A 26,580-nucleotide genomic window follows, 5' to 3' on the forward strand; every position below is an offset into this window, starting at 1 on the left:
CCCGGTGTTACCTGCCGATGACAGATTTAATGAAGTAGAACGGGCCGATGGCCGGAATGGAGGCATTTCCGGTCATCGGCCCCAAGTTGCGGCTGTTTGAGAGTGCGTCTGCGGCGTTGTACAGAGACAACGCGACGCCGCTTCACTCAGCGCAACGTCGCCAGGATGCTTTGAGCGTCGCTGACTTCGAACTTGCCGGGCGCTTCGACATTGAGCGTCTTGACCACGCCATTGTCGATCACCATCGCGTAGCGCTGGGAACGAATTCCCATGCCGCGCTCGGTCAAATCCTGATCCAGTCCGAGTGCCTGGGCAAAACGCGCACTGCCGTCCGCGATCATCTTCACCTTGCCCGCGGTTTGAAGATCGCGTCCCCACGCGTTCATGACGAACGCGTCGTTGACGGAAACGCACCAGACTTCGTCGATACCCTCAGCGGAAAACTCCTCCGCCGCCTCGACGTAGCCGGGCACGTGTCTGGCGGAACACGTTGGCGTGAACGCGCCCGGCAATCCGAAGATCACCACGCGCTTGCCAGCGGTCCGCTCGCGCGCCGAGAACCCGTTCGGTCCCACGGCGCAGCCTTCGCTCGGCTCCTCGATGAACTCGAAGAGACGCACATCCGGCAACGTTTCACCCACTTTGATCATGCTCGGTCCTTCCCTCGTCAGTGCCCGCACATTCCGGCGAAGTGCATCGTCCCGCGCTTGACGCTTTATCGCGAAGTTCGACGACACCGGCTTCATCTGCACAGTGGCAAATTCGTGGAGAGCGCCTGGCCACGGCCTGGCGTCCGATTCGATACGTCCTCGAACGCGGCCTTGGACAGTCGCCCCACGTGAAGCCTGCATTGTCGCGCTTCTCGACTCAGCGCGCGTGATAACGGCTGCTACGGCTTCGCTCGTCGCCATGATTCGGCGATGAGGCCCGTCTTAGTCCGCTTGCTTGCGCAGGAACGCCGGGATGTCGTAAGTGTCGACGCCCTTTTCCTGCAATGCCTGCACATGCGATGCCGCCGTTTCCCGCGTCGAACGCCACACTGCCGGCGTGTCCAGCTGACCGTAATCCGTCGGCTGACCATGCTGCGGCGAATACGTGTTGTGCGTTGCGTGCGCATGCGCGACCGGCTGATTGTCGGTGCCCGTGCGCAGGAGGGTCATTGGCGCTTGCTGCTGCTTCTTCGCCGCGCGGCCCAGTCCCGTTGCCACCACCGTCACGCGCAGGGCGTCGCCCATTGCGTCGTCGTACACCGCGCCGAAGATCACGGTTGCGTCGTCGGCCGCGTAGCTCTTGATGGTATTCATCACTTCACGCGTTTCCGACAAACGCAGCGAACGGCTCGACGTGATATTCACGAGCACGCCGCGCGCACCCGACAAGTCCACGCCTTCGAGCAACGGGCTCGCCACGGCCTGTTCCGCCGCGAGACGCGCGCGATCGACGCCGGCGACTGTCGCCGTGCCCATCATCGCTTTGCCTTGCTCGCCCATCACGGTCTTCACGTCTTCGAAGTCGACGTTCACGAGACCATCGACGTTGATGATTTCCGCGATGCCCGCGACAGCGTTGTTCAGCACGTCATCCGCGCACTGGAAGCACTTGTCCATTTCGGCGTCGTCGCCCATTACGTCGAACAGCTTGTCATTCAACACGACGATGAGCGAGTCGACGTGATCTTCCAACTGCTGCGAGCCGGCTTCCGCCACGCGCATGCGGCGGCCGCCTTCGAACTCGAACGGCTTGCTCACGACGCCGACGGTCAGAATGCCCATTTCCTTCGCGATCTGCGCGACCACCGGCGCCGCGCCCGTCCCCGTGCCGCCACCCATGCCCGCGGTGATGAACACCATGTGCGCGCCACGCAATGCATCGGCGATACGCTCGCGCGCGTCTTCCGCCGCTTCCTTACCCTTGTCCGGCTTGGCGCCCGCACCGAGACCGGTCATGCCCAATTGCAGAACCGCCGGCGCGCGTGAGCGAGCCAGTGCCTGCGCGTCGGTATTCATCACGATGAAGTCGACGCCTTGTACACCTCTGTTGATCATGTGCTGCACGGCGTTGCCACCCGCACCTCCGACACCGACCACCTTGATGATCGTTCCGTTGGTTTCCGTTTCCAGCATTTCGAAATCCATGTTGCCTCCGTCAAGAATGAAGATCGGCGTTATTCGGCGAGAGATCGGGCAACCCCTCACCGCGCGCCAGCCGCCGGTACTGGCACGAATTATATTCAGCGTCTGCTGCTTTTTCTTTCGTGCTACTTATGTTTCTTATTCGATTCAGAAGTTTCCGAGAAACCAGTCTTTCATGCGCGTGAAGACCTGGCCCATCGATCCGTTCTGTACCGCGACCTTGCGGCCGCGCATGCGTTGCGAGCGTCCTTCGGCGAGTAAGCCCATGGCCGTCGAATAGCGCGGATTGCGCACGACATCTGCAAGGCCGCCCGCGTATTCCGGCACGCCGATACGCACTGGCTTCAGGAAAATGTCTTCGCCGAGTTCGACCATGCCGGGCATCATCGCCGCGCCGCCGGTCAGGACGACGCCGCTCGACAGCAATTCTTCGTAGCCGGATTCGCGCACGACCTGCTGCACCAGCGAGAACAGTTCCTCGACACGCGGCTCGACCACCGCTGCGAGCGCCTGACGCGACAGCGTGCGCGGACCGCGTTCGCCGAGACCCGGCACTTCGATCATCTCGTCGGGATCGGCGAGCGCCTGCTTCGCGATGCCGTAGCTCACCTTGATGTCTTCCGCGTCCGGCGTCGGCGTGCGCAGCGCCATCGCGACGTCGCTCGTGATTTGATCGCCGGCGATGGGAATCACGGCCGTGTGACGGATCGCGCCTTCGCTGAAGATGGCGATGTCCGTCGTGCCGCCGCCGATATCGACGAGCACCACGCCCAGTTCCTTCTCGTCTTCCGTCAACACCGCCAGCGACGAGGCGAGCGGCTGAAGAATGAGGTCGTTCACTTCGAGCCCGCAGCGGCGCACGCACTTCACGATGTTCTGCGCCGCGCTCACCGCGCCCGTCACGATATGCACCTTTACTTCGAGCCGGATACCGCTCATGCCGATAGGCTCGCGCACGTCTTCCTGACCGTCGATGATGAATTCCTGCGTCAGGATATGCAGCACCTGCTGATCGGTCGGGATGTTGATGGCCTTGGCCGTTTCGATCACGCGGGCGACGTCCGTCTGCGTGACTTCCTTGTCCTTGATCGCCACCATGCCGCTCGAATTGAAGCTGCGGATATGGCTTCCCGCAATGCCCGTGAAGACATTCGTGATCTTGCAATCCGCCATCAGCTCGGCTTCCTCGAGCGCGCGCTGAATGGATTGCACCGTGGCCTCGATGTTGACCACGACGCCCTTCTTCAACCCCTTCGAGTCGCTCTGACCGAGTCCGATCACCTCGTAGTGGCCCTCGCCTTTCAGTTCGGCGACGATCGCGACCACCTTCGACGTTCCAATGTCGAGGGAAACCAGCAGGTCTTTGTAGTCTTTGCTCATAGCGTGCTCATGCCCGTTTTGTCTGCTTACTTCTTGGCCTTGTCGGTGTCATTGATGAAACGCATTCCAGCTGCTCGTATCGCGAAGCCATTCGGGTAACGCAAATCCGCGTATTCGATGTCGTTGCCCCAACGCCCCGTCACCGACGGCCACGACGCGACGAAGCGCCGACTGCGTTCGAGCAATGTGTCTTCATTGCGCTCGCGGCCCAGTTCGAGCTGCGTGCCGTTCGAGAGCTTGACCGTCCACGCGAATCGCGGCGACAGCGTCACTTCCTCCGGCTGCGCGTCGAGCGGCGCGAACCACTTCTGAAAATCGTGATACCGGGCGACCACTTCCTTCGCCGTGCCCTCGGGACCGTCGAACGCGGGCAGGTCGTCGTCGAGTTCGCCCTGGTTCGCCGTGAAGAGTTCACCGTCCACGCTCACCAACTGGTCGTTGCCCCAGGTGCCGAGCGGCTTGTATTCCTCGAGTGTCACTGCGAGCGCATTCGGCCAGACGCGCCGCACGCTTGCATGACGCACCCACGGCATCTGCTCGAACGCGGCGCGGGCCGTATCGAGATCGACCGTGAAGAAATTGCCCTTCAGATGCCCCACCACGCTCGCGCGCACCGTCGGCGTGTTGATGTGCGCCGTGTCGCCGTCGATCTGGATACCGCGCAGACGAAACTCGGGACGCTGTATCGCCCAGATGCCCGCGGCGGCCAGCAGCATGAGCACGAGCATCAAGTGCAGCGCGCTGGCGGCGAGGTTCATTTGGCGAACGTTGTTCCACATGGTTCGTTTGCTTGTGTCCTGTGCGAATGCTTAGTCTTCGAGCGTCAACGACAACACCTTCACCACCAGATCCTTGTAGCTGATGCCCACCGCGCGCGCCGCTTTCGGCGGCAACGAGTGATCCGTCATGCCCGGCGCCGTGTTGACTTCGAGAAAGTACGGATTGCCGTCGAGGTCCAGCATGAAGTCGGCGCGGCCCCAGTCCGTGCAGCCGAGCATGTCGAAGGCGCGCTGCGTCAGTTGCTTCATGCGCGCTTCCTCCGCTTCGGTCAGGCCGCAGGGAATCAGGTACTGGGTGTCGTCGGCGACGTACTTCGCGTGATAGTCGTAAAACTCGCCCGCCGGCACGATCTTGATGACCGGCAAATCCAGATTGCCGGCGATACAGCACGTGAACTCGCCGCCGCCTTCGATGCTCTTCTCCACGATCACGATCTTGTCGTACTTCGCGGCTTCTTCGAGCGCGGGCGCGAGCGTTTCCGCGCTCTTCACCTTGATGACCGCGACGCTCGAGCCTTCCGTCGCCGGCTTCACGAAGAGCGGCAAGCCGAGCTTCGCAATGATCTCGTGTGTGCGCGCGTCGTAGTCTTCACCGCGATACACGGTCTCGAACGGCGGCGTGGGAATGCCGGTCTGCTGCCACACGAGCTTGGTGCGCAGCTTGTCCATGCCGAGCGCCGAACCGAGCACGCCGCTGCCCGTATAACGGATGCCGTAAAAGTCCAGCGCGCCCTGCAACTGGCCGTTCTCTCCATAGCCGCCATGCAGCGCGATAAACACGCGCTCGAAACCTTCCGCCTTCAAGTCCGAGAGCGGACGCTCCGCCGGATCGAACGGATGCGCGTCGATGCCCGCGTCGCGCAAACCTTCGAGCACGAGCCGTCCCGAGTTGAGCGAGACTTCGCGCTCGGCCGAGTTACCGCCAAGCAGCACGGCGACCTTGCCGAAGACCTTGGGATCGAGTTGATTCACGTTGCTTTTGGTTGCGTCTTTCATGTTCAGTTCTGGCTCAGCGCGAGCCGCCCGCATACACCGCCGATGGAACCCGCGCCCATGGTGATCACCACGTCGCCGTTGCGCGCAAGCGTCGTCACGGCATCGGGTACTTCGTCCACGGTTTCGACGAACACCGGTTCGACCTTGCCCGCCACGCGGATGGCGCGCGCGAGCGCACGGCCGTCGGCGGCGACGATGGGCGCTTCGCCCGCGGCGTAGACATCGGTGAGCACGAGGGCATCGACGGTGGACAACACCTTCACGAAATCCTCGAAGCAGTCGCGCGTGCGCGTGTAGCGATGCGGCTGGAACGCGAGCACGAGCCGGCGATCCGGGAACGCGCCGCGCGCCGCCGCGATGGTCGCGGCCATCTCGACCGGGTGATGACCGTAGTCGTCGATCAGCGTGTACGCGCCTTCGTTGTCGTTCGCCTTCACTTCGCCATAACGCTGGAAGCGCCGGCCCACGCCGTTGAACTCGGCGAGCGCACGCTGGATATCGGCATCCGCGACTTCGAGTTCGGTCGCAATGGCGATGGCGGCGAGCGCGTTCTGCACGTTGTGCGTGCCCGGCAGATTCAGTTCGATATCGAGCGGCGGCGCGTCTTCGCGCAGCGTCGTGAACTTCATGCGGCCGCTGCGCGCTTCGACGTTCACCGCGCGCACTTGCGCTTCGGCGCCGAGACCGTAGCGGATAATCGGCTTCGACACGAACGGCAGGATTTCGCGCACGTTCGGGTCGTCCACGCACAACACGGCAATGCCATAGAACGGCAGGCGATGCGTGAATTCGATGAACGCCTGCTTCAGCCGCGCGAAGTCGTGGCCATAGGTGTCCATGTGATCGGCGTCGATGTTCGTGATGACTTCGATCACGGGAAAGAGGTTGAGGAACGACGCGTCCGACTCGTCCGCTTCCGCGACGATGAAGTCGCCGGTGCCGAGCCGCGCATTCGCGCCCGCGCTGATCAGCCGGCCGCCAATGACGAAGGTCGGATCGAGTCCGCCTGCCGCCAGCACACTTGCGACGAGCGACGTGGTCGTGGTCTTGCCGTGCGTGCCGGCAATGGCGATGCCCTGCTTCAGGCGCATGAGTTCCGCGAGCATGACCGCGCGCGGCACGATAGGCACGCGACGATGACGCGCGGCCAGCACTTCCGGATTGTCTTGCCGCACGGCCGTGGATACGACGACCGCGTTCGCGCCTTCGATGTTCTGTTCGTGATGCCCGATAGCCACGCGCGCGCCGAGCATCTTGAGGCGCTCGGTGATTGCGTTGTTCGACAGGTCCGAACCGCTGACCTGATAACCGAGATTGAGCAGCACCTCGGCGATGCCGCTCATCCCGACTCCGCCAATGCCGACGAAGTGAATGTGTTTGACGATATGTTTCATGACTTAATGTGCCTCTCGAGCTTGCGCGTGGGTACGCGCACCGGCCACGTCGGCGCAAACCTTCGCGACCCGTTCGGTCGCGTCCGGTTTCGCCAGCGCGCGCGAACGCTCGGCCATTGCCGTGAGCGTTTCGCGCGACTGCATACGCAACCAGCCGGCGAGCCTTTCCGCCGACAAATCGCGTTGTTGTATCAATTTCGCCGCGCCGTTCCTGGCGAGGAACGCGCCGTTGGTCGTCTGGTGATCGTCGACGGCGAACGGGAACGGCACGAACAGCGCCGCTACGCCGACCGCCGCGATCTCGGAGACGGTCATCGCGCCTGAACGGCAGATCACGAGATCGGCTGCCGCATAAGCGCTTGCCATGTCTTCGATGAACGGCACGAGTTGCAAGTCGCCGCCACGCGAAAAACCTGCCGCGGCGTAATTCGCTTCGAGCGCTTCGATATGCTTCGCGCCTGCCTGATGCACGATGCGCGGACGTTCTTCGTCGCTCAACAGGGCAAGCGCCTTCGGCACCGTTTCGTTGAGCGCAGCCGCGCCGAGACTGCCGCCGACCACGAGCACGTTCAACCGGCCCGAACGCGCGGCATAGCGTTCTTTAGGTGGCAATGTGCGCGTTAGTTCCGCACGAATGGGATTACCCGTCCATTCGGCATTGGGCAGCGCGTTCGGAAAAGCGACGAGCACGCGCTTCGCAAGATGCGCGAGCACCTTGTTCGCGAGTCCCGCGATGGAATTCTGTTCGTGCAGCACGAGCGGGCAGCCGGCGAGTCTCGTCATCACGCCCGCCGGGAACGTGATGTAGCCGCCCATGCCGAGCACGACATCCGGCTTCACCTGACGCAGCACGCGCAGACTCTGCGAACACGCGCGCAAGAGATTCACGGGCAACATGAACTTGGTCTTGATGCCCTTGCCGCGCACGCCGCCGAAGCGCACGGACTCCATCGGAATACCGTGCTTCGGGACGAGCGTCGCTTCCATGCCGCTCGCATTGCCGAGCCACACCACGCGCCAGCCCTGCGCCTGCATCCAGTGCGCGACCGCTAGACCGGGGAACACGTGGCCCCCGGTGCCGCCCGCCATGACCATCAGCGTGCGTGCGTTCGCAGTGGATGAGCCTTGCACGGTCATACCTTGCCTCCGCGCATCAGCACCCGGTTTTCATAATCGACGCGCAGCAGTACCGCGAGCGCGACGCAGTTCAAAAGAATGCCCGAGCCGCCGTAGCTCACGAGCGGCAACGTGAGACCCTTGGTCGGCAGAAGACCGAGATTCACGCCCATGTTGATGAAGGTCTGCGCGCCGAACCAGATGCCCACGCCCTTGGCCATCAGACCGGCGAAGGTGCGATCGAGTGCGAGTGCCTGACGGCCGATCTCGAATGCGCGGCGCACGATCCAGTAAAACAACAGGATCACGCAGATCACGCCGACGAAGCCGAGCTCTTCACCGATCACCGCGAGGATGAAGTCGGTATGCGCTTCCGGCAGATAGTTGAGCTTCTCGACGCTGCCGCCGAGGCCCACGCCGAACCATTCGCCGCGTCCGAATGCGATGAGCGAGTGCGTGAGCTGATAAGCCTTGCCTTGCGCGTAACGGTCGTCCCACGGATCGAGGTAAGCGAAGATTCGCTCACGACGCCAAGGCGATGCCCACACGAGCAAGGTGAAGGTGCCGACCGCCGTCGCCACCAGGCCGCCGAACAGCTTGCCGTTGACGCCGCCGAGGAACAGCACGCCCATGGCGATAGCCGCGATCACCATGAACGCGCCCATGTCCGGTTCGAGCAGCAAGAGCGCGCCGACCGCGCCGACCGCGACCGCCATCGGCAAAAAGCCCTTGCCGAAGCTATGCATGAACTCTTGCTTGCGCACGGTGTAGTTCGCGGCGTAGATGGTCACCGCGAGCTTCATGATTTCCGACGGCTGCATGTTCGTGATGCCAAGCGGAATCCAGCGGCGCGCGCCGTTCACGCCCTTGCCCACATGCGGCACCAGCACGATGACGAGCAGCACGAGCGCCACGAGAAAGAGCTTCGGCGCGTATTTGTCCCAGGTCTTGATGGGAATCTTGAACGCGATGACCGCGCCGACGAGCGCCGTTGCTATCGAGATCAGATGGCGCACGAGGAAGTGATAGTCGCGATACTGCGCGTACTTCGGCGAATCGGGCATGGCGATCGAAGCCGAATACACCATCACGATGCCAAGGCCGAGCAGCGAGATCATCACCCACAAAAGCGAGTAGTCGTAGTCGAGCATGCGCGAGCGCGCCGGACGCACGCCGTTGACCGCGCTCGAAATGCCGCCCGCGGTTTCGGGACGTCCGACGCGCACCGAAGCGCCCGCGCGACCCGCAAGCGAATCCTGCGGAACCGCGTTGCGCTGGCCAGTCAATTTCGATCCAAAGCGTTCCGACCAGCTCATAGCATGACTCCCCGCGCGGCGGCAATTTCTTCGACCGCGCCGCGAAATACGTCGGCGCGATGTGCATAGTTTTTGAACATGTCGAGGCTCGCGCAGGCGGGCGAGAGCAGGACGGCATCGCCCGGTTGCGCGAGGCGCGCGGCGGACTGCGTCGCGGCTTCGAGCGAGGCGTGATTTTCGAGCGCGACGCCGGTGGCTTCGAGCGTTTCGCGAATGCGCGGCGCGTCGCGGCCGATCAGCATGACGGCGCGCGCCCAGCGTGCGACCGGTGCTTCGAGCGGCGAGAAATCCTGGCCCTTGCCGTCACCGCCCGCGATCAGCACGATGCGTTGCGCGAGACCGTCGAGCGCGGCGACCGTGGCGCCGACGTTGGTGCCCTTGCTGTCATCGACGTAATCGACGCCTTCGATCTGCGCGATCACTTCGACGCGATGCGGCTCGCCGTGATATTCGCGCAAGCCGTGCAGCAAGGCGGCGAGCGGCAGATCGACCGCACGTGCGAGCGCCAGCGCCGCCAGCGCGTTGGCGGCGTTATGCAGACCGCGAATGCGCAGCGCGTCGGCGGGCATGAGGCGCTTGCTCACCACGTTCGGCGCGGCGGCTTCCTGCTTGCGACGACGCGAGCTGACCGGTTCGTCGGCGGCGTCCTGATCCACGCCTTGCGCGAGCCAGACCATGCCGTTCTCGCGCAAAAGCCCGTAGTCGCCCACGTTGACCGGCTCGTCCAGACCGAAGCTCACCACGCGATTCGCCGCGACGTTCTTCGCGAGCGCCATGGTGCGGGCGTCGTCGCGGTTCAGCACGCGCGTCGTGCGCGCGCCGAAAATGCGGCCTTTCGCGGCGGCGTAGGCGTCGAGACCGCCGTGCCAGTCGAGATGATCCTGCGTGATGTTCAGCACGGCGGCGGCGTCCGGCGCGAAGGTGTGCGCGGTTTCGAGCTGGAAACTCGACAGTTCGAGCACCCAGACGTCGGGCAGCGCGGTTTGATCGATGGCTTCCGTGAGCTTGTCGAGCATGGCCGGGCTGATGTTGCCCGCGACCGCCACGCGCTTGCCCGCGCGTTCGCACAGGAGGCCCGTGAGCGCGGTCGTCGTGGTTTTGCCGTTCGTGCCCGTGATGGCGATCACCTTCGGCTGATAGCCGTCCATACCGAGCTTGGCCAGCGCCTGCGCAAACAATTCGAGTTCGCCCCACACAGGAATGCCGCGTGCTTTAGCAGCATCGATCAGCGGCGCGAGGTCCGGCGCGAGCGGCGAAAGTCCCGGGCTGATGGCGACGATCTCGATACCGCCATCGAGCAATTCAGTCGAGAACGGACCGCCGACGAAGTCCGCATCGATCTGATGGATGGCGAGCTCTGAAAGATTGGGCGGCAGTTCGCGCGTGTCGGCGATGCGCAGGCGGCAGCCGTGCCTGGCGCACCAGCGCGCCATCGCGAGACCCGATTCACCGAGTCCCAGCACAAGCACCATCGGACTTTGCCGATCCACAAACTTCTCGCCAAACATCGCTTTACCTTTGACCTGAAACGAAAATTCAAGAAACCTTCGAACGTCGCACCATCGACACGAAAATCACCGCGAAATCAACGCAGCTTCAACGTCGACAAACCAAGCAGACACAGCATCAACGTGATGATCCAGAAGCGCACCACCACTTGCGTCTCGGTCCAGCCGGACAGTTCGTAATGGTGATGCAGCGGCGCCATCTTGAAGAAGCGGCGGCCCTCGCCATAACGGCGCTTCGTGAACTTGAACCAGAAGACTTGCAACATGACCGAAAGCGTTTCGGCCACGAAAATGCCACCCATGATGAACAGCACGATCTCCTGACGCACGATGACGGCAATGGTGCCGAGCGCGCCGCCGAGCGCGAGCGCGCCGACATCGCCCATGAACACTTGCGCCGGGTGCGTGTTGTACCAGAGGAAAGCGAGACCGGCGCCTCCCATGGCCGAACAGAAGATCAGCAATTCGCCCGCGCCGGGAATATGCGGGAACAGCAGGTACTTCGAATACACGGAGCTACCCATGACATAAGCGAACGCGCCGAGCGACGCGCCCACCAGCACCACGGGCATGATGACCAGGCCGTCGAGGCCGTCGGTGAGATTCACCGCGTTGCTGGCGCCGACGATCACCAAGTACGTCAGCGCGATGAAGCCCCATACGCCGAGCGGATAGCTGATCGCCTTGATGAACGGCAGCATCAAGTCGGCACGCGCTGGCAGACCCATGGAAAGACCGCTGCGCACCCACGCCATGAAGAGATCGAACACGCGCGCGTTGTTCGCTTCGGACACGCTGAAGGCGAGGTACACCGCGGCGAAGAGACCGATGACCGACTGCCAGAAATACTTCTCGCGCGACGACATCCCGCGCGGGTCCTTGTACACGACCTTGCGGTAGTCATCCACCCAGCCGATCACGCCGAAGCCGAAGGTCACGAGCATCACGATCCACACGAAGCGGTTGGTGAGGTCGGCCCACAACAGCGTCGAAATGGCGATACCAATGAGGATGAGCACGCCGCCCATGGTCGGCGTGCCGGACTTGACGAGGTGCGATTGCGGGCCGTCACGGCGCACGGCCTGACCGACTTTCAGCGCGGTCAGTTTGCGGATCACCCACGGACCGCAGACGAGCCCGATCAGGAGCGCCGTCGCCGTGGCGCCCACTGCGCGGAACGTGATGTAGGTAAACACGCGCATGAAGCTGGCGTCATTCTGGAGCCATTGCGCGAGTGCGAGTAGCATGCTGGTCCTTCTCTTTCAGTTCAGTGTGCCGCGGGCGTGGTGCCCGCGACGGGTGGTTGTGGACTTGTCACGGCGTCCACCACGCGCTCCATCTTCATGAAGCGCGAGCCTTTCGCGAGATACGTGGCGCCGGGTCCGAAGCCGGCTTGTTGCACTGCTTGAATCAGGGCGGCGACATCGTTGAAATGCGCGCCGGCCTGCTTCGATGCCGCAGCGTTGAATGCGTTCACGGAATCGACGCTCGCGTCGCCCAACGCGAAGAGCGCGTCGATTCCGCGTTGTGCCGCATAAGCACCGACTTCGCGATGGAACGCGGGACCTTCTTCGCCTACTTCGCCCATGTCGCCCATGACGAGCACGCGCGGCGATGCCTGCGATGCGAGCACGTCGATGGCCGCGCGCATGGAGTCGGGGTTGGAGTTGTACGTGTCGTCGATAACGGTGGCGCCGGAAAGCGCGCCAAGCACCGCGCGCTTCACTTGCAGACGTCCCTTGACCGGCTGAAATGCTTCGAGACCGCGCTTGACGGCATCGAGCGATACGCCTGCAGCCAGTGCCGCCGCCGTTGCGGCCAATGCGTTGCGCGCGTTGTGATCGCCAAGCACGGCAAGCGCGATGTCGATCTCGCCTTGCGGCGAGCGAACGTGCACCGTCGTGCCGTCGAGCGTGCCGGTGACGGCCGCCTTCGCTGCGTCCTCGCTCAATGCGAAGTCCATGATCGGATTGCCGGTCGCGGCCACGCGCCAGATGCTCGCGTAGTGATCGTCGGCGGGAAACACGGCCGTGCCGGTTTCGCCGAGCGCGTGAATGACCGATGCATGTTCGAGCGCGACGGCTTCCACCGTTGCCATGAATTCCTGATGCTCGCGTTGCGCGTTGTTCACCACGGCGACGGTCGGCGCGGCGATCTTGCCGAGCACACTCGTTTCGCCGGGATGATTCATGCCGAGTTCGACGACCGCGAGCTTGTGCGCCGCGTTCAGGCGAAACAACGTGAGCGGCAAACCGATGTCGTTGTTGAAGTTGCCGGCCGTGGCGAGCCGCGCATCTTCGCCGACCGCGGCCGCGAAGATCGACGAGATCATTTCCTTGACCGTGGTCTTGCCGTTGCTGCCGGTAACGGCGACGAGCGGCATGGCAAAGCGCTCACGCCAGCCGTGTGCCAGCGCACCGAGCCCGATGCGCGTGTCCTTTACCTTGATGACTGGCAGCGGCCAGGCATTCCCGGATGATGGCTCGCGCGAAACGAGCGCCGCCGACGCACCGCCCTTTGCAACCTGATCGAGGAAGTCGTGCGCATCGAAACGATCGCCCTTCACCGCTACGAAGAGATCGCCGGCCTGAACCGCGCGGCTGTCGGTGACGATGCGTTCGATCGCGAGGTTTTCATCGCCCTGCAAAACGGCGCCGGGAATGAGCGCTGCGGCTTCGCGCAAGGTGAACATGGTCATTCGCCACCTCCGCGCTGCTGCGTGGCACGTGCGGCAAGCGCGAGGCGTGCGTGGTCCTGATCCGAGAAAGCGCGTTTCTTGCCCATGATTTCCTGCGTGGCTTCGTGGCCCTTTCCGGCCAGCACGACGACGTCTTCGCGCGCCGCCGCGCGAATCGCCTGCAAGATCGCGCTCGCGCGATCTTCGATACGGCGCGCTTTCCTGGCGTCCTTCATGCCGCCCGCGATCTGGTCGATGATCGCTTGCGGGTCTTCGCCGCGCGGGTTGTCGCTCGTGATGACGATCTGATCGGCAAGGCGCTCGGCAATCGCGCCCATGAGCGGGCGCTTGGTCGCGTCGCGGTCGCCGCCGCATCCGAACATGCAGACGAGTTCGCCGCCACGCGCAGTCGCAATTGGACGCAAGGCGGCGAGTGTCTTGTCGAGCGCGTCGGGCGTATGCGCGTAGTCGATCACGACGAGCGGCTCATCGCTTTGCGGCCGTCCGCCGAGCCGCTCCATGCGGCCGTTCACCGATTCGAGTTTCGCGATGCGTGCAAGCGCGGTGTCGAACGGCACGCCGACTTCGAGCAGCACGCCGAGCACGGAAAGCAGATTACTGACGTTGAAGGCGCCGAGCGTGCCGACTTCCACGTCGGCTTCGCCCCAGTCCGACGAAAGATGAAGCGCGGTGCCCGTTGCGGTGGCGCGCACGTTGGTCGCGAGCAAAAGCGCATCGGCGCTTGGCACGGCGTTCACGGGAATATCGACGCCGTATGCAATCGTGCGCACCTTGCCGCGCAGCGATTCGATCAAACGTTGTCCCGCCGCGTCGTCGCGATTGACGATTGCGGTCTTGAGCGTGGGCCACGCGAAAAGACGCGCCTTGGCGGCTTCGTATGCGTCGAAAGTGCCGTGATAGTCGAGATGATCCTGCGTGAGGTTCGTGAAGATGGCGAGGTCGAAATCCGTGCCGTTCACGCGCCCTTGATGCAGCGCATGCGACGAGACTTCCATTGCCACGCCCTCCGCGCCCTGCGTCTTGAGTTGCGCGAGATTGCGCTGAAGCTGTGCCGCGTCGGGCGTGGTGAAGCCGGTATGCACGAGCTTGCCCGGCATGCCGATACCCAACGTGCCGACGATTGCGCACGGCCGGCCAAGCGCGGTGAGCGCGGTGGCAATCCACTGACTGCACGAAGTCTTGCCATTGGTGCCCGTCACGCCAACGGTGAGCATCGACGCGGTCGGCTCGCCGTACCATGCAGCGGCAATCGGGCCGGCGAGTTCGTTGAGTTTTGCGACGGCGAGCGTCTTCGACGCATCCGCCTTGCCCGTGAAGTTTTCCGGCTGATACAGCGCCGCCACCGCGCCCGCTGCGAGCGCGGCATTCAGATAAGAACGGTTGTCCGCGCCATCGACGGCATAGGCCAGAAACACGTCGCCGCTCTTGAGTGAGCGCGTGTCGGCATGCAGGTTCGCCGAGGGTTGCGCATGTGCGCGCAGCCATTCGACCGCGTTCGATATCTGGCGGGCCTGCGCGCTCATCGCACGACTCCCGGATGCGTCTTCGTATTGCTCGACACTGCGTATTTCTTCGCGGCTATTGCGTTGTTGGCGTTGTTCGCGGGCTGCTTCGCCGGCGGTTGCGTTGCGGAGTTCGAATCGTCGGTCACGACCATTTGCTTGACCGGCATGTCGGGCGGCACATTGAGCGCACGCAGCGTGTCGCCGGCGATGGCCGAGAAAACGGGACCCGAAACCTGGCCGCCGAAGTGACTGCCCGCCGTCGGTTCATCGACCGATACGGCCACGACGATGCGCGGATTCGGCATTGGCGCCATGCCGACGAACGACGCGCGATACTTCGAATGGTCGTAACCGCGACCCGCATGCTTGTACGCGGTGCCGCTCTTGCCGCCGACGCGATAGCCCGGCACCGCTGCATCCGGCGACGTGCCGCCCTTCGACACCACGGTTTCGAGCATGGCGCGCACTTCACGTGCGGTGGTTGGCGAAAACACTTGCTGACCCTGCGCCGGTTGATCGCCCGGCGTGCGGAAAATGGACACCGGCATGACCTGACCGTCGTGCGCAATCGCGGTATAAGCGCGTGCTAGCTGAAACAGCGAAGCAGACAAGCCGTAGCCATAAGACATGGTTGCCTGCTCGATGCGCCGCCAGCTCTTCCACGGCCGCAACCGTCCCGTCACCGCGCCAGGGAAACCAACCTTCGGCGCCTGACCGAGACCGAGGCTCGTGTACATGTTCCACATTTCTTCGGCGCGCAATTGCATCGCAATTTTGGTCGCGCCGATATTGCTCGATTTCTGAATCACTCCACCGACAGTGAGCGTGCCGAAACCCGAATCGTCCGTGATGCGCGCGCCGTCCAGCACGAACGTGCCGCCGCCCGTTTCGACGAGCGTATTCGGCGTCACGCGATGCAAATCCAACGCGAGCGAAACGGTGAACGGCTTCATGATCGAGCCTGGCTCGAAAGTGTCCGTGAGAATGCGGTTGCGCAACTGCTCGCCAGTCATGCGCGTGCGGTCGTTCGGGTTGTACGTGGGATAGTTGACGAGCGCGAGTACTTCGCCCGTTTTGGTGTCGATCACAATTGCAGCGCCAGCCTTCGCCTTCGACTTCTCGACCGCAGCCTTCAGATTCGTGTACGCGATGTACTGAATCTTGCTGTCGATCGAGAGTTCGACGTCCGTACCATTATGCGGCACGACCTGCTCGTCGACATCCTCGACGATATGACCCATGCGGTCCTTGATGACGCGACGCATGCCAGGCGTACCCGCGAGGACACCTTGGTCGCCGAGTTCGACGCCTTCTTGTCCCTTGTCTTCAATATTAGTAAAGCCGATCAGATGCGCAGTGATTTCGCCTTCCGGATAGAAGCGCTTGTATTCGCCGCGCGAATAGATGCCGGGAACGTCGAGCTCCGCGACCTTTTGCGCGACTTCGAGCGGCACCTGACGCTTCACGTAGACGAAGGTCTTGTCCATCGAGAGTTTCGCGCGCAGATCTTTCTGCGTCATGTCGAGCAACTTTGCGAGTTGCGCGAGCTTGTCCGCGCCGAGGTCGTTCGGCACGGCTTCGGGAATTGCCCAGATGGCCTTCACCGGCAGACTCGTGGCGAGCACGAGACCGTTACGGTCGCGAATCTGGCCGCGCGTGGCGGGCATTTCCAGCGTGCGTTGATAGCGGCTTTCGCCTTGCTTCTTGAAGAACGCGTTGCCCGGACCCTGGATCCAGAATGCCCGCCCGGCGAGCGCGACGAACGCCATGAACAACATGAACACGACCAGCTTCGAGCGCCACATGGGCAGACGCACGGCGAGGATCGGATTCGGCGTGTAGGCGACGTCCTTTTGTTTCGCGGATTTTTTCATCGTTTGGCTCCGCGTGCGGGCGGCGCCGACGCGGGCAGCGGCGGCGGCATGGGCGCGTCGGCGGCCTTGAAGGTCGCCGGGTCGTAGGTCAGGTATTGCGTGCGGCCGGTAGTGACGGGCTGCATCTTCAACGAGTTAGTAGCCAATTGCTCGATGCGCGAGGTCTTCGACAACGCGCTCTGCTGATACTGAAACTGCGCATAATCCTGCTGCAACTGACGCTCTTGCGACTGCGCTCTTTGCAATTCGATGAACACTTGCCGCTGCTTGTTGGTGGCGCTGACGACCGACAACGCGCACCCGAGCACGACGATCAACAGGAAGATGTTGAGGCGATTCATGGCGCGATCCGCTCCGCGATACGCATGACCGCGGACCGGGCGCGCGGGTTGGCGGCGACTTCAGCGTCGCTCGGAAACACGCGGCCCACGACCCGCAACGGCGGGCTGGGAAGATCGACCGCGCGGATCGGCAAGCGACGGTCCACGGCGGGCGCGCTGGCATGCGCCTGCATGAAACGCTTGACGATCCGGTCTTCGAGCGAATGAAAGCTGATCACGACCAGCCGCCCCCCTTGCTCCAACAACGAAAGTGCCGACTCAAGTACTACTTGCAACTCCGCAAGCTCTTGATTGACGTGAATCCGTATAGCTTGAAAGGTGCGAGTTGCCGGGTCCTTGCCCTTCTCACGGGTTTTGACGACGTGACCCACGATTTCGGCAAGCTCGCTCGTGCTGTCGAGAGGCCCAAGACGCTCGGACTCTGCCCTGCGAGCAACAAGCGCCTTTGCAATCTGAAAAGCAAACCGTTCTTCCCCATAATCTCTGATCACCTCCGTGAGTTCCTGCACCGTTGCCCGCGCGAGCCACCCTGCCGCCGACTCCCCTCGAGTCGGGTCCATGCGCATGTCGAGCGGACCTTGCGCGCGAAAACTGAAGCCGCGCTCCGGGTCGTCCACTTGTGGCGACGACACGCCCAGGTCCAGCAACACGCCCGACACTCGCCCCATCCCACGCTCGCTCGCCGTATCGCGCAGGGCAGCGAAACTGTCATGCACGATCGAAAAGCGTGAGTCTTGTATCTGTTGCGCCGTGGCGATTGCGAGCGGGTCTTTGTCGAAGGCGACGAGCCGCCCCGCTTCGCCCAGCCGATCCAGAATGCCCCGGCTATGTCCGCCGCGCCCGAAAGTGCCATCTATATAGATGCCGTCCGCGCGCGTGATCAGCCCGTCAATTGCTTCGTTTAGCAGCACCGTGCGATGCTGCAGTTCATTTCTCATCGCAGGTGCCATGTTTTTAGCGCCGCGTCAGAAAGTGAAATTCTTCAGCGCGTCGGGCATGCCCTGCGCCATCGCCGCGGCTTCCTTCGCCGCATAGGTCTGCGAGTCCCATAATTCGAAGTGCACGCCCATGCCGAGCAGGGTCACTTCTTTTTCAAGCGATGCGGCAGAGCGCAGTTCGGGCGAGACCAATACGCGGCCGGCGCCGTCCATTTCCACATCCATTGCGTTGCCGAGAAAGATGCGCCGCCACCACATGGCTTCCATGGGAAGCGCGGCGACTTTGGCGCGAAAGACTTCCCACTCCGGGCGAGGAAACAGCAACAGGCATCCATCCGGGCTCTTTGTGAGCGTCACCCGGCCTTCTGCCTGCCCTTGCAGCGCTTCCCGATAGCGAGACGGAACCGACATCCGTCCTTTCGCATCGAGCGTCAGCGCCGACGCTCCCTGGAACACTCGCCCTTCTCCCTGTGCTGACGCCCCCGTTGGCGCCCGTCTTTTTGCGAAGTAGCCTTAATGTGACTCCGAAATCACACAAAAGACCACTTTCTGACACTGTCTCCCACTTTAGTGGAAGGCATTTCCTCGGTCAAGACGCGAAACTTTTTTTCGAGTAGTTTTTGCCCGTTAGAACAAGGACTTAGCGCAGGAGCTTAAAGTAGCACAAAGTAGAAAAGCGTTATAAATTATAGAGCTAGTGGACGATGTGAAAGTGTTACGTGAATTTGACCGACAAAATGAATGAAATGTAACCGTTCTTATAGGTGGATATGCCGCCTCCGCGCACGCGCAAACGGTAATTTGGTCGATGGAGCAGGCCATCGACCATGAGACTGCCGTCTAAATATAGTAAGCGGTGCGGGTCATGATCTTCGATGCTGCGCGCATCAACGCTCGCACGGGGAACGGAACCTCACCACCGCCCGCTCCGATAGCCGCGGCGGCATGTGCGGCTTCGTCCTGCCGCATCTGCTCGACGATCGCGCGCGACGCGTGATCGTTTTGCGGCAGCGTCTTCATGTGGCCATCGAGATGTTGCTCCACCTGACGCTCGGTTTCGGCCATGAAACCCAGGCTCGCGCGGTCGCCGAGGCGTCCGGCTGCAAAGCCGATGGCTAGTGCGCCTGCGTACCACAACGGATTGAGCAGGCTCGGGCGCGAATCGAGATCGCGAAGGCGCTTGGACGTCCACGCGAGATGGTCTTCTTCCTCGCGCGCGGCGTGTTCGAAGCTCGCCTTCAGCTGCGGGCTATTGGTCGCCAGCTTCTGGGCCTGATAAAGCGCCTGCGCGCAGACTTCGCCGACATGGTTCACGCGCATCAGACCAGCGGCGTGCGACCGCTCCTTCTCGTCGAGCGCGGGTTCGTCGATGCCCGGAAGGCTCATCTCCGACTGACCGAGCGCGTTCGGCTCCGGAACCGGCCGCGACATGCGGCTGATACCCGCCATGGAACGCAGGCCGCGGTCGAATTCGCTGATGACTTCGTCTAGCGTCATGGTTTTTCTCCCTCATCTCGTTGCGCGGAATTCGATGCTCTTCGCCTTCTTTCAGCAAGCCATATTCTCTGGCAAGAAATATCCAAAGCAGGCTTTTTGAACTAATCAAATTTTGAATTAGGGCAAACGCGAGTCATAAAATTCCTGCAAAACCAAGATTTTAGCGCATGTTGCAAAAACGTCACACGAGGTGCGCAGACCGGCCCCTTTTCCTTTGTCGCCCAAGACCTCTTTGTTACATTACGTCTCAACTTCATTCAGAAGTGCCCGGCAGGGACGTCAACACACTGGCGATAGAACAGTGACCTTGCCCAAAAGTCGCAAACACTCCTTGGAGATCTATTCAATGAAAAAGTCGCTTCTCGCTTTGGCCGCTTTGGGCACCTTCGCTGGCGCCGCCCACGCGCAAAGCAGCGTGACGCTGTACGGCATCATCGACGCTGGCTTCCTGTACTCGAACAATAGCGCTGGTCAGAAGTTGTATGCCTTGAACAGCGGCAACGTGCAGGGCAGCCGTTGGGGCCTGCGTGGTACGGAAGATCTCGGCGGCGGTCTGAAGGCCCTCTTCGTGTTGGAAAACGGCTTCAACGTGTTCAACGGCGCGCTGGGTCAAGGCGGCGACGAGTTCGGCCGTCAGGCTTACGTCGGTCTGTCGACGGCGCAGTACGGCACGGTCACGTTGGGTCGTCAGTACGACTCCGTGGTTGACTTCACCGGCGCGTTCGAAGTCGGCAGCCAGTGGGCGACGTACTTCGGTGCGCACCCGGGCGACCTCGACAACATGAACAACTCGTTGCGCGTCAACAATTCGGTCAAGTTCACGAGCGCCAACTACGCCGGCTTCACGTTCGGCGGCTTGTACAGCCTGGGCGGCAACGCAGGTCAGTTCAATCGCAACCAGATCTGGTCGGCTGGCCTCGGCTACTCGCAAGGCCCGTTGCAATTGGGCGCTGCGTACTTGAACGTCAAGGACCCGAACTATTCGTTCTTCGGCAACAACACGACCTCGCGCACGGCTGCAACGGCCGGTACGGCTTCGAACTTCCCGAACAGCCGCGTGATCTCGGGCTTCGCATCGGCTCACACGCAACAAGTGATCTCGGCGGGCGGTGCTTATACGTTCGGCGCGGCAACGGTCGGCGCGACGTACAGCAACACGCAGTTCAAGGATGTCGGCCGCGAAGCCGGCGCCGGCCTCAACCCGGCTGCTTACACGGGCGGTTCGGGCAAGTTCCACAACGCCGAACTCAACTTCAAGTATCAGTTGACCCCGGCTCTGCTGCTCGGCGTCGCTTACGACTACACGAAGGGCTACGGCCTGGCCGATGCCAAGTACCACCAAGGCATGCTCGGCGCGGACTACTTCCTGTCCAAGCGCACGGACGTGTATATCGACGGTGTGTACCAGCACGCAACGGGTACGGATTCGACGCAACGCGCAGCAGTCGCAAGCATCAACGGTCTGTCGCCTTCGTCGACGTCGAACCAGGTCGCGGCACTGGTCGGTATTCGCCACAAGTTCTAACAAGTCTTAACATAGCGGTATCTCTTGAAAGGCGCCTTCGGGCGCCTTTTTTATATGGCATGGCGCGTCGGGCATAACCGCTTCTATGCGATGCAAAGAAAAAAGCCTTCGGTCTTTCGACACGAAGGCTTTTCCATTTGCCAAATCGATTCTTCAGGCCGTGCCGTCGCGCAATTCGCGCCGCAAGATCTTGCCGACATTGCTCTTCGGCAGGTCATTGCGAAACTCGATGATGCGCGGCCGCTTGTACCCCGTCAGCCGCTCCTTGCAGAACGCCACGACATCCGCTTCGGTCAGGCTCTGATCACGGCGCACGATGAAGAGCTTCACCGCCTCGCCCGAGTTCTGATCTTTAACGCCGACCGCGGCCACTTCGAACACGCCGGGCAGCATGGCGACCACGTCCTCGATCTCGTTCGGATAAACATTGAAGCCGGACACGAGAATCATGTCCTTCTTGCGATCGACGATTTTCACGTAACCGCGATCATCGAAGACGCCCACGTCGCCCGAGCGAAAGAAGCCGTCGGGCGTCATCACCTTCGCGGTTTCGTCGGGGCGGTTCCAGTAGCCCGCCATGACTTGCGGACCGCGAATGCAGATTTCGCCGGGCTGACCGAACGGAACGTCGTTGTTGTCGTCGTCGCGAATGACGATTTCCGTCGATGGCAACGGCAAGCCGATCGTCCCCGTATATTCCATCGCCGTGACCGGATTGCAGGTCACACAGGGTGACGTTTCGGACAACCCGTAGCCTTCGACAATCGGCACGCCCGTCTTCGCGAACCAGCGTTTGGCGACGGCTTCCTGCACCGCCATGCCGCCGCCATTCGCCGCGATGAGCTTGGAGAAATCTAGCTGGTCGAATTCGGGATGATTCAACAGCGCGTTATAGAGCGTGTTGACGGCCGGAAACGTATTGATCTGTATGCCCTTCAGTTCGTTGATCGTCCCCGCGATATCGCGTGGATTCGGAATCAGCACGCCGAGTCCGCCGGTGCGGATCGTCAGCATGCCGCACACCGTCAGCGCGAAGATGTGATAAAGCGGCAACGCGACCACGCAGATGAACTGGTCGATATCGGGCCGGCGCTTGCGTGCCGGATCCAGCCAGACTTCGGATTGCAACACGTTCGCGATCAGGTTGCGATGCAAAAGCGTCGCGCCCTTGGCAACGCCCGTCGTGCCGCCCGTGTATTGCAGGAACGCGACGTCATCGGGCCTTTGTTCGACGCTATGAAACGTGGCGCGTCCACCTTCGCTGAGCGCGTCATTGAAGCGAACCCGTCCGGGCAGACTCCACTCGGGCACGAGCTTCTTCACGCGCCGCACGACCAGATTGACGACGAGCCCTTTCAAACCCATGAGGTCGCCGAGCGCGGCCACAACCACGTGTTTGATGGCCGTGTTCTTCACCACGGCTTGCAGCGTATGCGCGAAATTCTCGAGCAAAACGATGGCTTCCGCGCCGCTGTCCTTCAACTGATGTTCGAGCTCACGCGGTGTGTAAAGCGGATTGACGTTGACGACGATATAACCCGCGCGCAGAACCGCCGCAATCGCGATCGGATATTGCAACACGTTGGGCATCATCAACGCGACGCGCGCGCCGGGCTTGAGACCCTTCGTCTGAAACCATGCCGCGAGCTTTTTCGACATGTCGTCGAGTTCGCCGTAGGTAATCGACTTGCCCATGCAGACGAACGCGCGCCGGTCGCGGTTCTTGCGGAAACTGTCTTCGAGCAACTGGGAAACCGACAGGTACGCGGAAACGTCGATTTCAGCCGGTACGCCGTCCGGGTAGGACTTCAACCATGGTTTTTCCATGCGGCGTCTCCTTCTTATTGGAATTTAGAATGATCGTGCGAAAACGAGATGCTAGCTGCTTGCCTCGCTTCCGACAATTGGGTTAGACGCCGCCTTCCAGACTCGTTCCGGCCTGCTCTTTCATTACGACTCAATGCATTGACTCCACTTCGACCAGGCAGTCGTAAAACGTCGCCGATCCCCCCAGATCGGTCAATGCCTGGCTCGTTACCTGATTGGCGTTACGGCCATCGGGGGACAACTTCTTCCACCAGATCGACAACCCGACCACGACGCCCTCCTTCGCGCGTTCGGTTACACGGGCGCGCGCTTGCATCGAGCCACGATCGTTGAAGATGCGAACCAGCATGCCGTCTTCGATACCGCGGAGTTCGGCATCGGCAGGATGGATATCGAGATGCGGCTGGCCTTCGGTCGCGCGCAGACTCTCGACGTTCACGAAACTGCTGTTCAGGAAATTGCGCGCGGGCGGCGAGATCATCGCGAGCGGATAGCGCGCCGCGAGTTCGGGCGAGCCGTCCGTCGATTCGTACGGCGGCAGATAATCGGGCAGCGGATCGAGTCCTTCGCTTTTCAGACCTTCGCTATAAAACTCGCACTTGCCCGAAGGCGTGCGAAAGGCGCCTTGAGCCAAGGGCGCATCGGCGAGATTGAGTTTCAGCCAACCCGTCTCTTTGAGCGCGTTCCAGTCCTGACCTTCGAGCGTCGCATCGGCCCAGCGAAAGGCTTTCGATGCAATCTGTTCGTCGGTCTCGAAAAGTGCCGGTTCGGTGAGGCCCATGGCGCGCGCGAGACCGCGAAAGATGTCTGTATTCGTGCGCGCTTCGCCGACCGGTTGAATGGCCGGCAAGTTGGCCATCACATGCGTATGCCCGTAAGACTTATGGACGTCCAAGTGTTCGAGCTGTGTCGTCGCCGGGAAAATCAGATCGGCATAGTCAGCCGTATCGGTCTGAAAGTGTTCGAGAACAATGGTGAACAGATCGTCACGCGCAAAGCCCGCGGCGACTTTCGCGGAGTCGGGCGCCACGGCCACCGGGTTCGAGTTATAGACGATCAGCGCTTCGATCTTCGGGCCGAATGCGTCGTCTCCGGGGTTCAGCAGCGCGTCGCCGATAGCGTTCATATTGACGATGCGCGGCAGTTTCGACGGCCAGCCGGGCGACAGGTTCGGACGTTCGAGCGCGTTTCCATCGACCGCAGTCCAACCCGACGACGACAGCAGCATTCCGCCCGCGCGCTCACGCCATGCGCCCGTGAGCGACGGCAGACAGGCAATGGCGCGGACCGCATTGCCGCCGCCGCGCACGCGCTGCATACCGTAATTCAGGCGAATCGACGCCTTCCTGGTAGAACCGAATGCACGCGCGAGACCGATCACCGTCTTCTCGTCAAGACCGCATATCGACGCCACGCGCGAAGGCGGAAACTGCGCCGCGCGCGCCTTGAGTTCTTCGAAGCCGAGCGTGTGAGCATCGACATATTCACGGTCGATGAGATCCTCGCGAATCAAAACGTCGATCATGCCGAGCGCGAGCGCGGCATCCGTTCCGGGCCGCAACGCGATATGTTGATGACACTTTTCCGCCGTGAGCGACCGATACGGATCGATTGCGATCAACTTGGCGCCGCGCCGCTTTGCTTCCTGCGCACGCGTCCAGAAATGCAGGCTCGACGCGATCGGATTCGCTCCCCAGATCAGGATGAGCTCGCTTTCCTCGAAAAACTCGGTATGCATGCCGAGGCTCGCGCCGTATGTGTAGCGCAAGCCGGCAGTCCCGGCGGCGGCGCAGATCGTCCGATCCAGCCGCGACGCCCCGAGCACATTGAAAAAACGCGCCGCAATGCTCTCGCCTTGTACCAGTCCCATCGTGCCGGCATAGCTGTACGGGAGAATCGCTTCGGGCGCGCGCTGTCCAATCGACTTCAGCTTGTTGGCCGCCAAGGTGAGCGCGTCGTTCCAGCTAATCGCCTCGAAGCGCCCTTCGCCTTTCCGGCCGACGCGGCGCAACGGCGTGAGCAGCCGGTCTTTATGATGCGTGCGCTCGGCATAACGCGTCACCTTCGTGCAAAGCACGCCCTGCGTCGGCGGATGATCCGGATCGCCGCTGACCTTTACCGCTTTGCCGTCCTTGACCGTGACGCGCATTGCGCAGGTATCGGGACAATCATGTGGGCAGACGGCTCGGGCGAACTCGGTTGGAGCGTTCATGGCGTGGGTCCGGGATTACCAGATGAAAAGCGTCAGATGAGTCGATTTTATTATGGTCGTCGTGAGAACGACCGTTCAAATCATCAAATAATGACGGCGTAGAATGCAAGGACCGACGCAGTGTCAATGCGCAACGTCCGAATTCAAACGTGAGAACGGTTCCAAAATGAATCTGATCCCCGAAATCGAAGCATCGCACGAAGAAATCAAAGCTCTCCGACGAACGATTCACGCTCACCCGGAGCTGCGTTACGAAGAGACGGGGACGAGCAAGCTTGTCGCGGAAAGCCTCGAGCAATGGGGCATTACTGTGCATCGTGGGCTGGGAAAGACGGGCGTCGTCGGCGTGCTCAAGCGTGGCTCCGGCAACGGGTCGATCGGACTACGCGCCGATATGGACGCACTGCCCATTCAGGAAATCAACACCTTCGGGCATCGATCGACCCACCCCGGCCGCATGCACGCGTGCGGTCACGACGGGCACACTGCCATGCTGCTCGGCGCAGCAAAACACTTGGCGGAGCATGGCAACTTTAACGGCACGATTGTTTTCATCTTTCAGCCGGCCGAGGAAGGTGGCGCAGGCGCGCGTGCAATGATCGAAGACGGCTTGTTCAAGCGTTTCCCTGTCGATGCCGTCTTTGGGATTCACAACTGGCCGGGAATGCCAGCGGGGCACTTCGGCGTGGTTTCCGGACCAATCATGGCGTCGAGCAATGAGTTTCAGATCACAATTCGCGGCATCGGCTCGCATGCGGCAATGCCTCATAACGGACGCGATCCGGTATTCACTGCTGTGCAGATCGCTAATGGGTTACAGGGCATCATCACTCGAAACAAGAAGCCTATCGATACCGCCGTGCTTTCGATCACCCAAATTCATGCTGGCGACGCGGTCAATGTCGTGCCGGACGAGGCATGGTTAGGTGGTACGGTGCGCACGTTCACGGTCGAGACTTTAGACGTTATCGAAGAACGTATGCGCAAGATCGTCGAAGCGACGGCATCGGCTTACGATTGCGAGGCGGAACTGCATTTTCATCGAAATTATCCACCGACGATCAACGACGCTGAGCAGACGAAGTTTGCGGCGGAAGTGATGACTGCCGTTGTAGGCAAGGATAAGGTGAACGCCTCAGTCGAACCGACAATGGGCGCGGAGGACTTTTCGTTCATGTTGCTTGAAAAGCCCGGGTGTTACGCGTTTCTCGGAAATGGCAACGGCGGTCATCGGGATCATGGACATGGTGCCGGTCCCTGCATGTTGCATAACGCCAGTTACGATTTCAATGACGATTTGTTGTCTGTCGGCTCGTCTTACTGGGTTCGATTGGCAGAGCGGTTCTTAGCCCGATAACTTTGATTTTTTTATTTTGGCGCTGCTCGAACCAAGCAGCGCTTTCTTTGCACGCCAGATGCCGCAGAAACGCAAAAACCCCACCTGTTTGGGGGTGGGGTTTTTGTTGCTGCATGAGGAGCCTGACGATTACCTACTTTCACACGGGAGATCCGCACTATCATCGGCGTGGAGTCGTTTCACGG

At 61.8% G+C, this 26,580-nt stretch carries 21 protein-coding genes; 2 read left to right on the forward strand and 19 right to left on the reverse strand.

Features of this window, described 5'->3' with window-relative positions; genetic code table 11:
* Window positions 1–146: 146 nt before the first annotated feature.
* From QCE79_RS12340 to coq7, 17 genes are all read right to left on the reverse strand, one after another.
* Entirely contained in the window at window positions 147–650 is a 504-nt protein-coding gene (locus QCE79_RS12340) for a peroxiredoxin (RefSeq protein ID WP_244826297.1), read from the reverse strand.
* Between the two features lie 282 nt (window positions 651–932).
* The gene (ftsZ, locus tag QCE79_RS12345; protein ID WP_244826298.1) at window positions 933–2,135 is read right to left on the reverse strand and encodes a cell division protein FtsZ; all 1,203 of its coding nucleotides are present in this window, start codon (window positions 2,133–2,135) and stop codon (window positions 933–935) included.
* A 144-nt stretch (window positions 2,136–2,279) separates the two neighbouring features.
* A complete protein-coding gene (ftsA, locus tag QCE79_RS12350) occupies window positions 2,280–3,512 on the reverse strand; it encodes a cell division protein FtsA (protein ID WP_244826299.1) in 1,233 nt (410 codons plus the stop codon).
* Window positions 3,513–3,538: 26 nt separating this feature from the next.
* Window positions 3,539–4,291: a cell division protein FtsQ/DivIB gene (locus QCE79_RS12355; RefSeq protein ID WP_244826300.1), complete on the reverse strand. Its 753-nt coding sequence runs from the start codon at window positions 4,289–4,291 to the stop codon at window positions 3,539–3,541.
* Window positions 4,292–4,321: 30 nt separating this feature from the next.
* Complete coding sequence (locus QCE79_RS12360; protein WP_309845299.1) at window positions 4,322–5,263, reverse strand: D-alanine--D-alanine ligase; 942 nt, start codon at window positions 5,261–5,263, stop codon at window positions 4,322–4,324.
* Window positions 5,264–5,289: 26 nt separating this feature from the next.
* Entirely contained in the window at window positions 5,290–6,681 is a 1,392-nt protein-coding gene (gene murC / locus QCE79_RS12365) for a UDP-N-acetylmuramate--L-alanine ligase (RefSeq protein ID WP_309844460.1), read from the reverse strand.
* Between the two features lie 3 nt (window positions 6,682–6,684).
* Window positions 6,685–7,818, reverse strand: a complete 1,134-nt coding sequence (gene murG / locus QCE79_RS12370) for an undecaprenyldiphospho-muramoylpentapeptide beta-N-acetylglucosaminyltransferase (protein ID WP_309844463.1) — start codon at window positions 7,816–7,818, stop codon at window positions 6,685–6,687.
* Window positions 7,815–9,113 (reverse strand): putative lipid II flippase FtsW, encoded by a 1,299-nt coding sequence (ftsW, locus tag QCE79_RS12375; protein ID WP_244826303.1) that lies wholly within the window; start codon window positions 9,111–9,113, stop codon window positions 7,815–7,817. The genes murG and ftsW overlap by 4 nt, the downstream gene beginning before the upstream one ends.
* Complete coding sequence (murD, locus tag QCE79_RS12380; protein ID WP_309844467.1) at window positions 9,110–10,621, reverse strand: UDP-N-acetylmuramoyl-L-alanine--D-glutamate ligase; 1,512 nt, start codon at window positions 10,619–10,621, stop codon at window positions 9,110–9,112. The genes ftsW and murD overlap by 4 nt, the downstream gene beginning before the upstream one ends.
* Window positions 10,622–10,698: 77 nt before the next feature.
* Complete coding sequence (gene mraY / locus QCE79_RS12385) at window positions 10,699–11,868, reverse strand: phospho-N-acetylmuramoyl-pentapeptide-transferase (RefSeq protein WP_250465716.1); 1,170 nt, start codon at window positions 11,866–11,868, stop codon at window positions 10,699–10,701.
* Between the two features lie 20 nt (window positions 11,869–11,888).
* The gene (gene murF, locus QCE79_RS12390; RefSeq protein WP_244826306.1) at window positions 11,889–13,319 is read right to left on the reverse strand and encodes a UDP-N-acetylmuramoyl-tripeptide--D-alanyl-D-alanine ligase; all 1,431 of its coding nucleotides are present in this window, start codon (window positions 13,317–13,319) and stop codon (window positions 11,889–11,891) included.
* Window positions 13,316–14,842 (reverse strand): UDP-N-acetylmuramoyl-L-alanyl-D-glutamate--2,6-diaminopimelate ligase, encoded by a 1,527-nt coding sequence (locus QCE79_RS12395; RefSeq protein WP_309844470.1) that lies wholly within the window; start codon window positions 14,840–14,842, stop codon window positions 13,316–13,318. Before QCE79_RS12395 ends, murF begins: the two co-directional genes overlap by 4 nt.
* Window positions 14,839–16,698 (reverse strand): penicillin-binding protein 2, encoded by a 1,860-nt coding sequence (locus tag QCE79_RS12400; RefSeq protein WP_244826308.1) that lies wholly within the window; start codon window positions 16,696–16,698, stop codon window positions 14,839–14,841. Before QCE79_RS12400 ends, QCE79_RS12395 begins: the two co-directional genes overlap by 4 nt.
* Complete coding sequence (ftsL, locus tag QCE79_RS12405; protein WP_250509509.1) at window positions 16,695–17,039, reverse strand: cell division protein FtsL; 345 nt, start codon at window positions 17,037–17,039, stop codon at window positions 16,695–16,697. Before ftsL ends, QCE79_RS12400 begins: the two co-directional genes overlap by 4 nt.
* A complete protein-coding gene (rsmH, locus tag QCE79_RS12410; RefSeq protein ID WP_309844478.1) occupies window positions 17,036–17,989 on the reverse strand; it encodes a 16S rRNA (cytosine(1402)-N(4))-methyltransferase RsmH in 954 nt (317 codons plus the stop codon). Before rsmH ends, ftsL begins: the two co-directional genes overlap by 4 nt.
* A 15-nt stretch (window positions 17,990–18,004) precedes the next feature.
* Window positions 18,005–18,433 (reverse strand): division/cell wall cluster transcriptional repressor MraZ, encoded by a 429-nt coding sequence (gene mraZ, locus QCE79_RS12415; RefSeq protein ID WP_250465724.1) that lies wholly within the window; start codon window positions 18,431–18,433, stop codon window positions 18,005–18,007.
* Window positions 18,434–18,817: 384 nt separating this feature from the next.
* Window positions 18,818–19,474: a 2-polyprenyl-3-methyl-6-methoxy-1,4-benzoquinone monooxygenase gene (gene coq7, locus QCE79_RS12420; protein ID WP_244826312.1), complete on the reverse strand. Its 657-nt coding sequence runs from the start codon at window positions 19,472–19,474 to the stop codon at window positions 18,818–18,820.
* 346 nt (window positions 19,475–19,820) lie between these two features.
* Between coq7 and QCE79_RS12425 the strand changes: the two genes are divergently transcribed.
* The gene (locus tag QCE79_RS12425) at window positions 19,821–20,999 is read left to right on the forward strand and encodes a porin (RefSeq protein WP_244826313.1); all 1,179 of its coding nucleotides are present in this window, start codon (window positions 19,821–19,823) and stop codon (window positions 20,997–20,999) included.
* 153 nt (window positions 21,000–21,152) lie between these two features.
* Here the strand turns inward: QCE79_RS12425 and QCE79_RS12430 are convergent, their stop codons facing one another.
* Together QCE79_RS12430 and QCE79_RS12435 are read right to left on the reverse strand one after the other, a co-directional pair.
* Window positions 21,153–22,826, reverse strand: a complete 1,674-nt coding sequence (locus QCE79_RS12430; protein ID WP_309844482.1) for a long-chain fatty acid--CoA ligase — start codon at window positions 22,824–22,826, stop codon at window positions 21,153–21,155.
* 130 nt (window positions 22,827–22,956) lie between these two features.
* Window positions 22,957–25,038 carry a molybdopterin oxidoreductase family protein gene (locus tag QCE79_RS12435; RefSeq protein WP_309844484.1) on the reverse strand — a complete coding sequence of 694 codons (2,082 nt, stop codon included), beginning with the start codon at window positions 25,036–25,038 and terminating at the stop codon, window positions 22,957–22,959.
* 166 nt (window positions 25,039–25,204) lie between these two features.
* On the opposite strand from QCE79_RS12435, the gene QCE79_RS12440 reads away from it, so the two are divergent.
* Window positions 25,205–26,395, forward strand: coding sequence for a M20 aminoacylase family protein (locus tag QCE79_RS12440; protein WP_309844487.1), 1,191 nt, complete (start codon window positions 25,205–25,207; stop codon window positions 26,393–26,395).
* Window positions 26,396–26,580 lie beyond the last annotated feature (185 nt).

The sequence above is a fragment of the Caballeronia sp. LZ003 genome (assembly GCF_031451465.1).
Classification (GTDB): domain Bacteria; phylum Pseudomonadota; class Gammaproteobacteria; order Burkholderiales; family Burkholderiaceae; genus Caballeronia.

What these genes read in the sequence shown, in the direction of transcription:
- ftsL (WP_250509509.1), bottom strand. Translation starts at nt 17,039, where the DNA reads ATGAATCGCCTCAACATCTTCCTGTTGATCGTCGTGCTCGGGTGCGCG.
- QCE79_RS12430 (WP_309844482.1), bottom strand. Translation starts at nt 22,826, where the DNA reads ATGGAAAAACCATGGTTGAAGTCCTACCCGGACGGCGTACCGGCTGAA.
- ftsA (WP_244826299.1), bottom strand. Translation starts at nt 3,512, where the DNA reads ATGAGCAAAGACTACAAAGACCTGCTGGTTTCCCTCGACATTGGAACG.
- murG (WP_309844463.1), bottom strand. Translation starts at nt 7,818, where the DNA reads ATGACCGTGCAAGGCTCATCCACTGCGAACGCACGCACGCTGATGGTC.
- QCE79_RS12395 (WP_309844470.1), bottom strand. Translation starts at nt 14,842, where the DNA reads ATGAGCGCGCAGGCCCGCCAGATATCGAACGCGGTCGAATGGCTGCGC.
- ftsW (WP_244826303.1), bottom strand. Translation starts at nt 9,113, where the DNA reads ATGAGCTGGTCGGAACGCTTTGGATCGAAATTGACTGGCCAGCGCAAC.
- murD (WP_309844467.1), bottom strand. Translation starts at nt 10,621, where the DNA reads ATGTTTGGCGAGAAGTTTGTGGATCGGCAAAGTCCGATGGTGCTTGTG.
- QCE79_RS12355 (WP_244826300.1), bottom strand. Translation starts at nt 4,291, where the DNA reads ATGTGGAACAACGTTCGCCAAATGAACCTCGCCGCCAGCGCGCTGCAC.
- QCE79_RS12435 (WP_309844484.1), bottom strand. Translation starts at nt 25,038, where the DNA reads ATGAACGCTCCAACCGAGTTCGCCCGAGCCGTCTGCCCACATGATTGT.
- QCE79_RS12425 (WP_244826313.1), top strand. Translation starts at nt 19,821, where the DNA reads ATGAAAAAGTCGCTTCTCGCTTTGGCCGCTTTGGGCACCTTCGCTGGC.
- mraY (WP_250465716.1), bottom strand. Translation starts at nt 11,868, where the DNA reads ATGCTACTCGCACTCGCGCAATGGCTCCAGAATGACGCCAGCTTCATG.
- QCE79_RS12340 (WP_244826297.1), bottom strand. Translation starts at nt 650, where the DNA reads ATGATCAAAGTGGGTGAAACGTTGCCGGATGTGCGTCTCTTCGAGTTC.
- ftsZ (WP_244826298.1), bottom strand. Translation starts at nt 2,135, where the DNA reads ATGGATTTCGAAATGCTGGAAACGGAAACCAACGGAACGATCATCAAG.
- murC (WP_309844460.1), bottom strand. Translation starts at nt 6,681, where the DNA reads ATGAAACATATCGTCAAACACATTCACTTCGTCGGCATTGGCGGAGTC.
- coq7 (WP_244826312.1), bottom strand. Translation starts at nt 19,474, where the DNA reads ATGACGCTAGACGAAGTCATCAGCGAATTCGACCGCGGCCTGCGTTCC.
- QCE79_RS12440 (WP_309844487.1), top strand. Translation starts at nt 25,205, where the DNA reads ATGAATCTGATCCCCGAAATCGAAGCATCGCACGAAGAAATCAAAGCT.
- QCE79_RS12400 (WP_244826308.1), bottom strand. Translation starts at nt 16,698, where the DNA reads ATGAAAAAATCCGCGAAACAAAAGGACGTCGCCTACACGCCGAATCCG.
- murF (WP_244826306.1), bottom strand. Translation starts at nt 13,319, where the DNA reads ATGACCATGTTCACCTTGCGCGAAGCCGCAGCGCTCATTCCCGGCGCC.
- rsmH (WP_309844478.1), bottom strand. Translation starts at nt 17,989, where the DNA reads ATGGCACCTGCGATGAGAAATGAACTGCAGCATCGCACGGTGCTGCTA.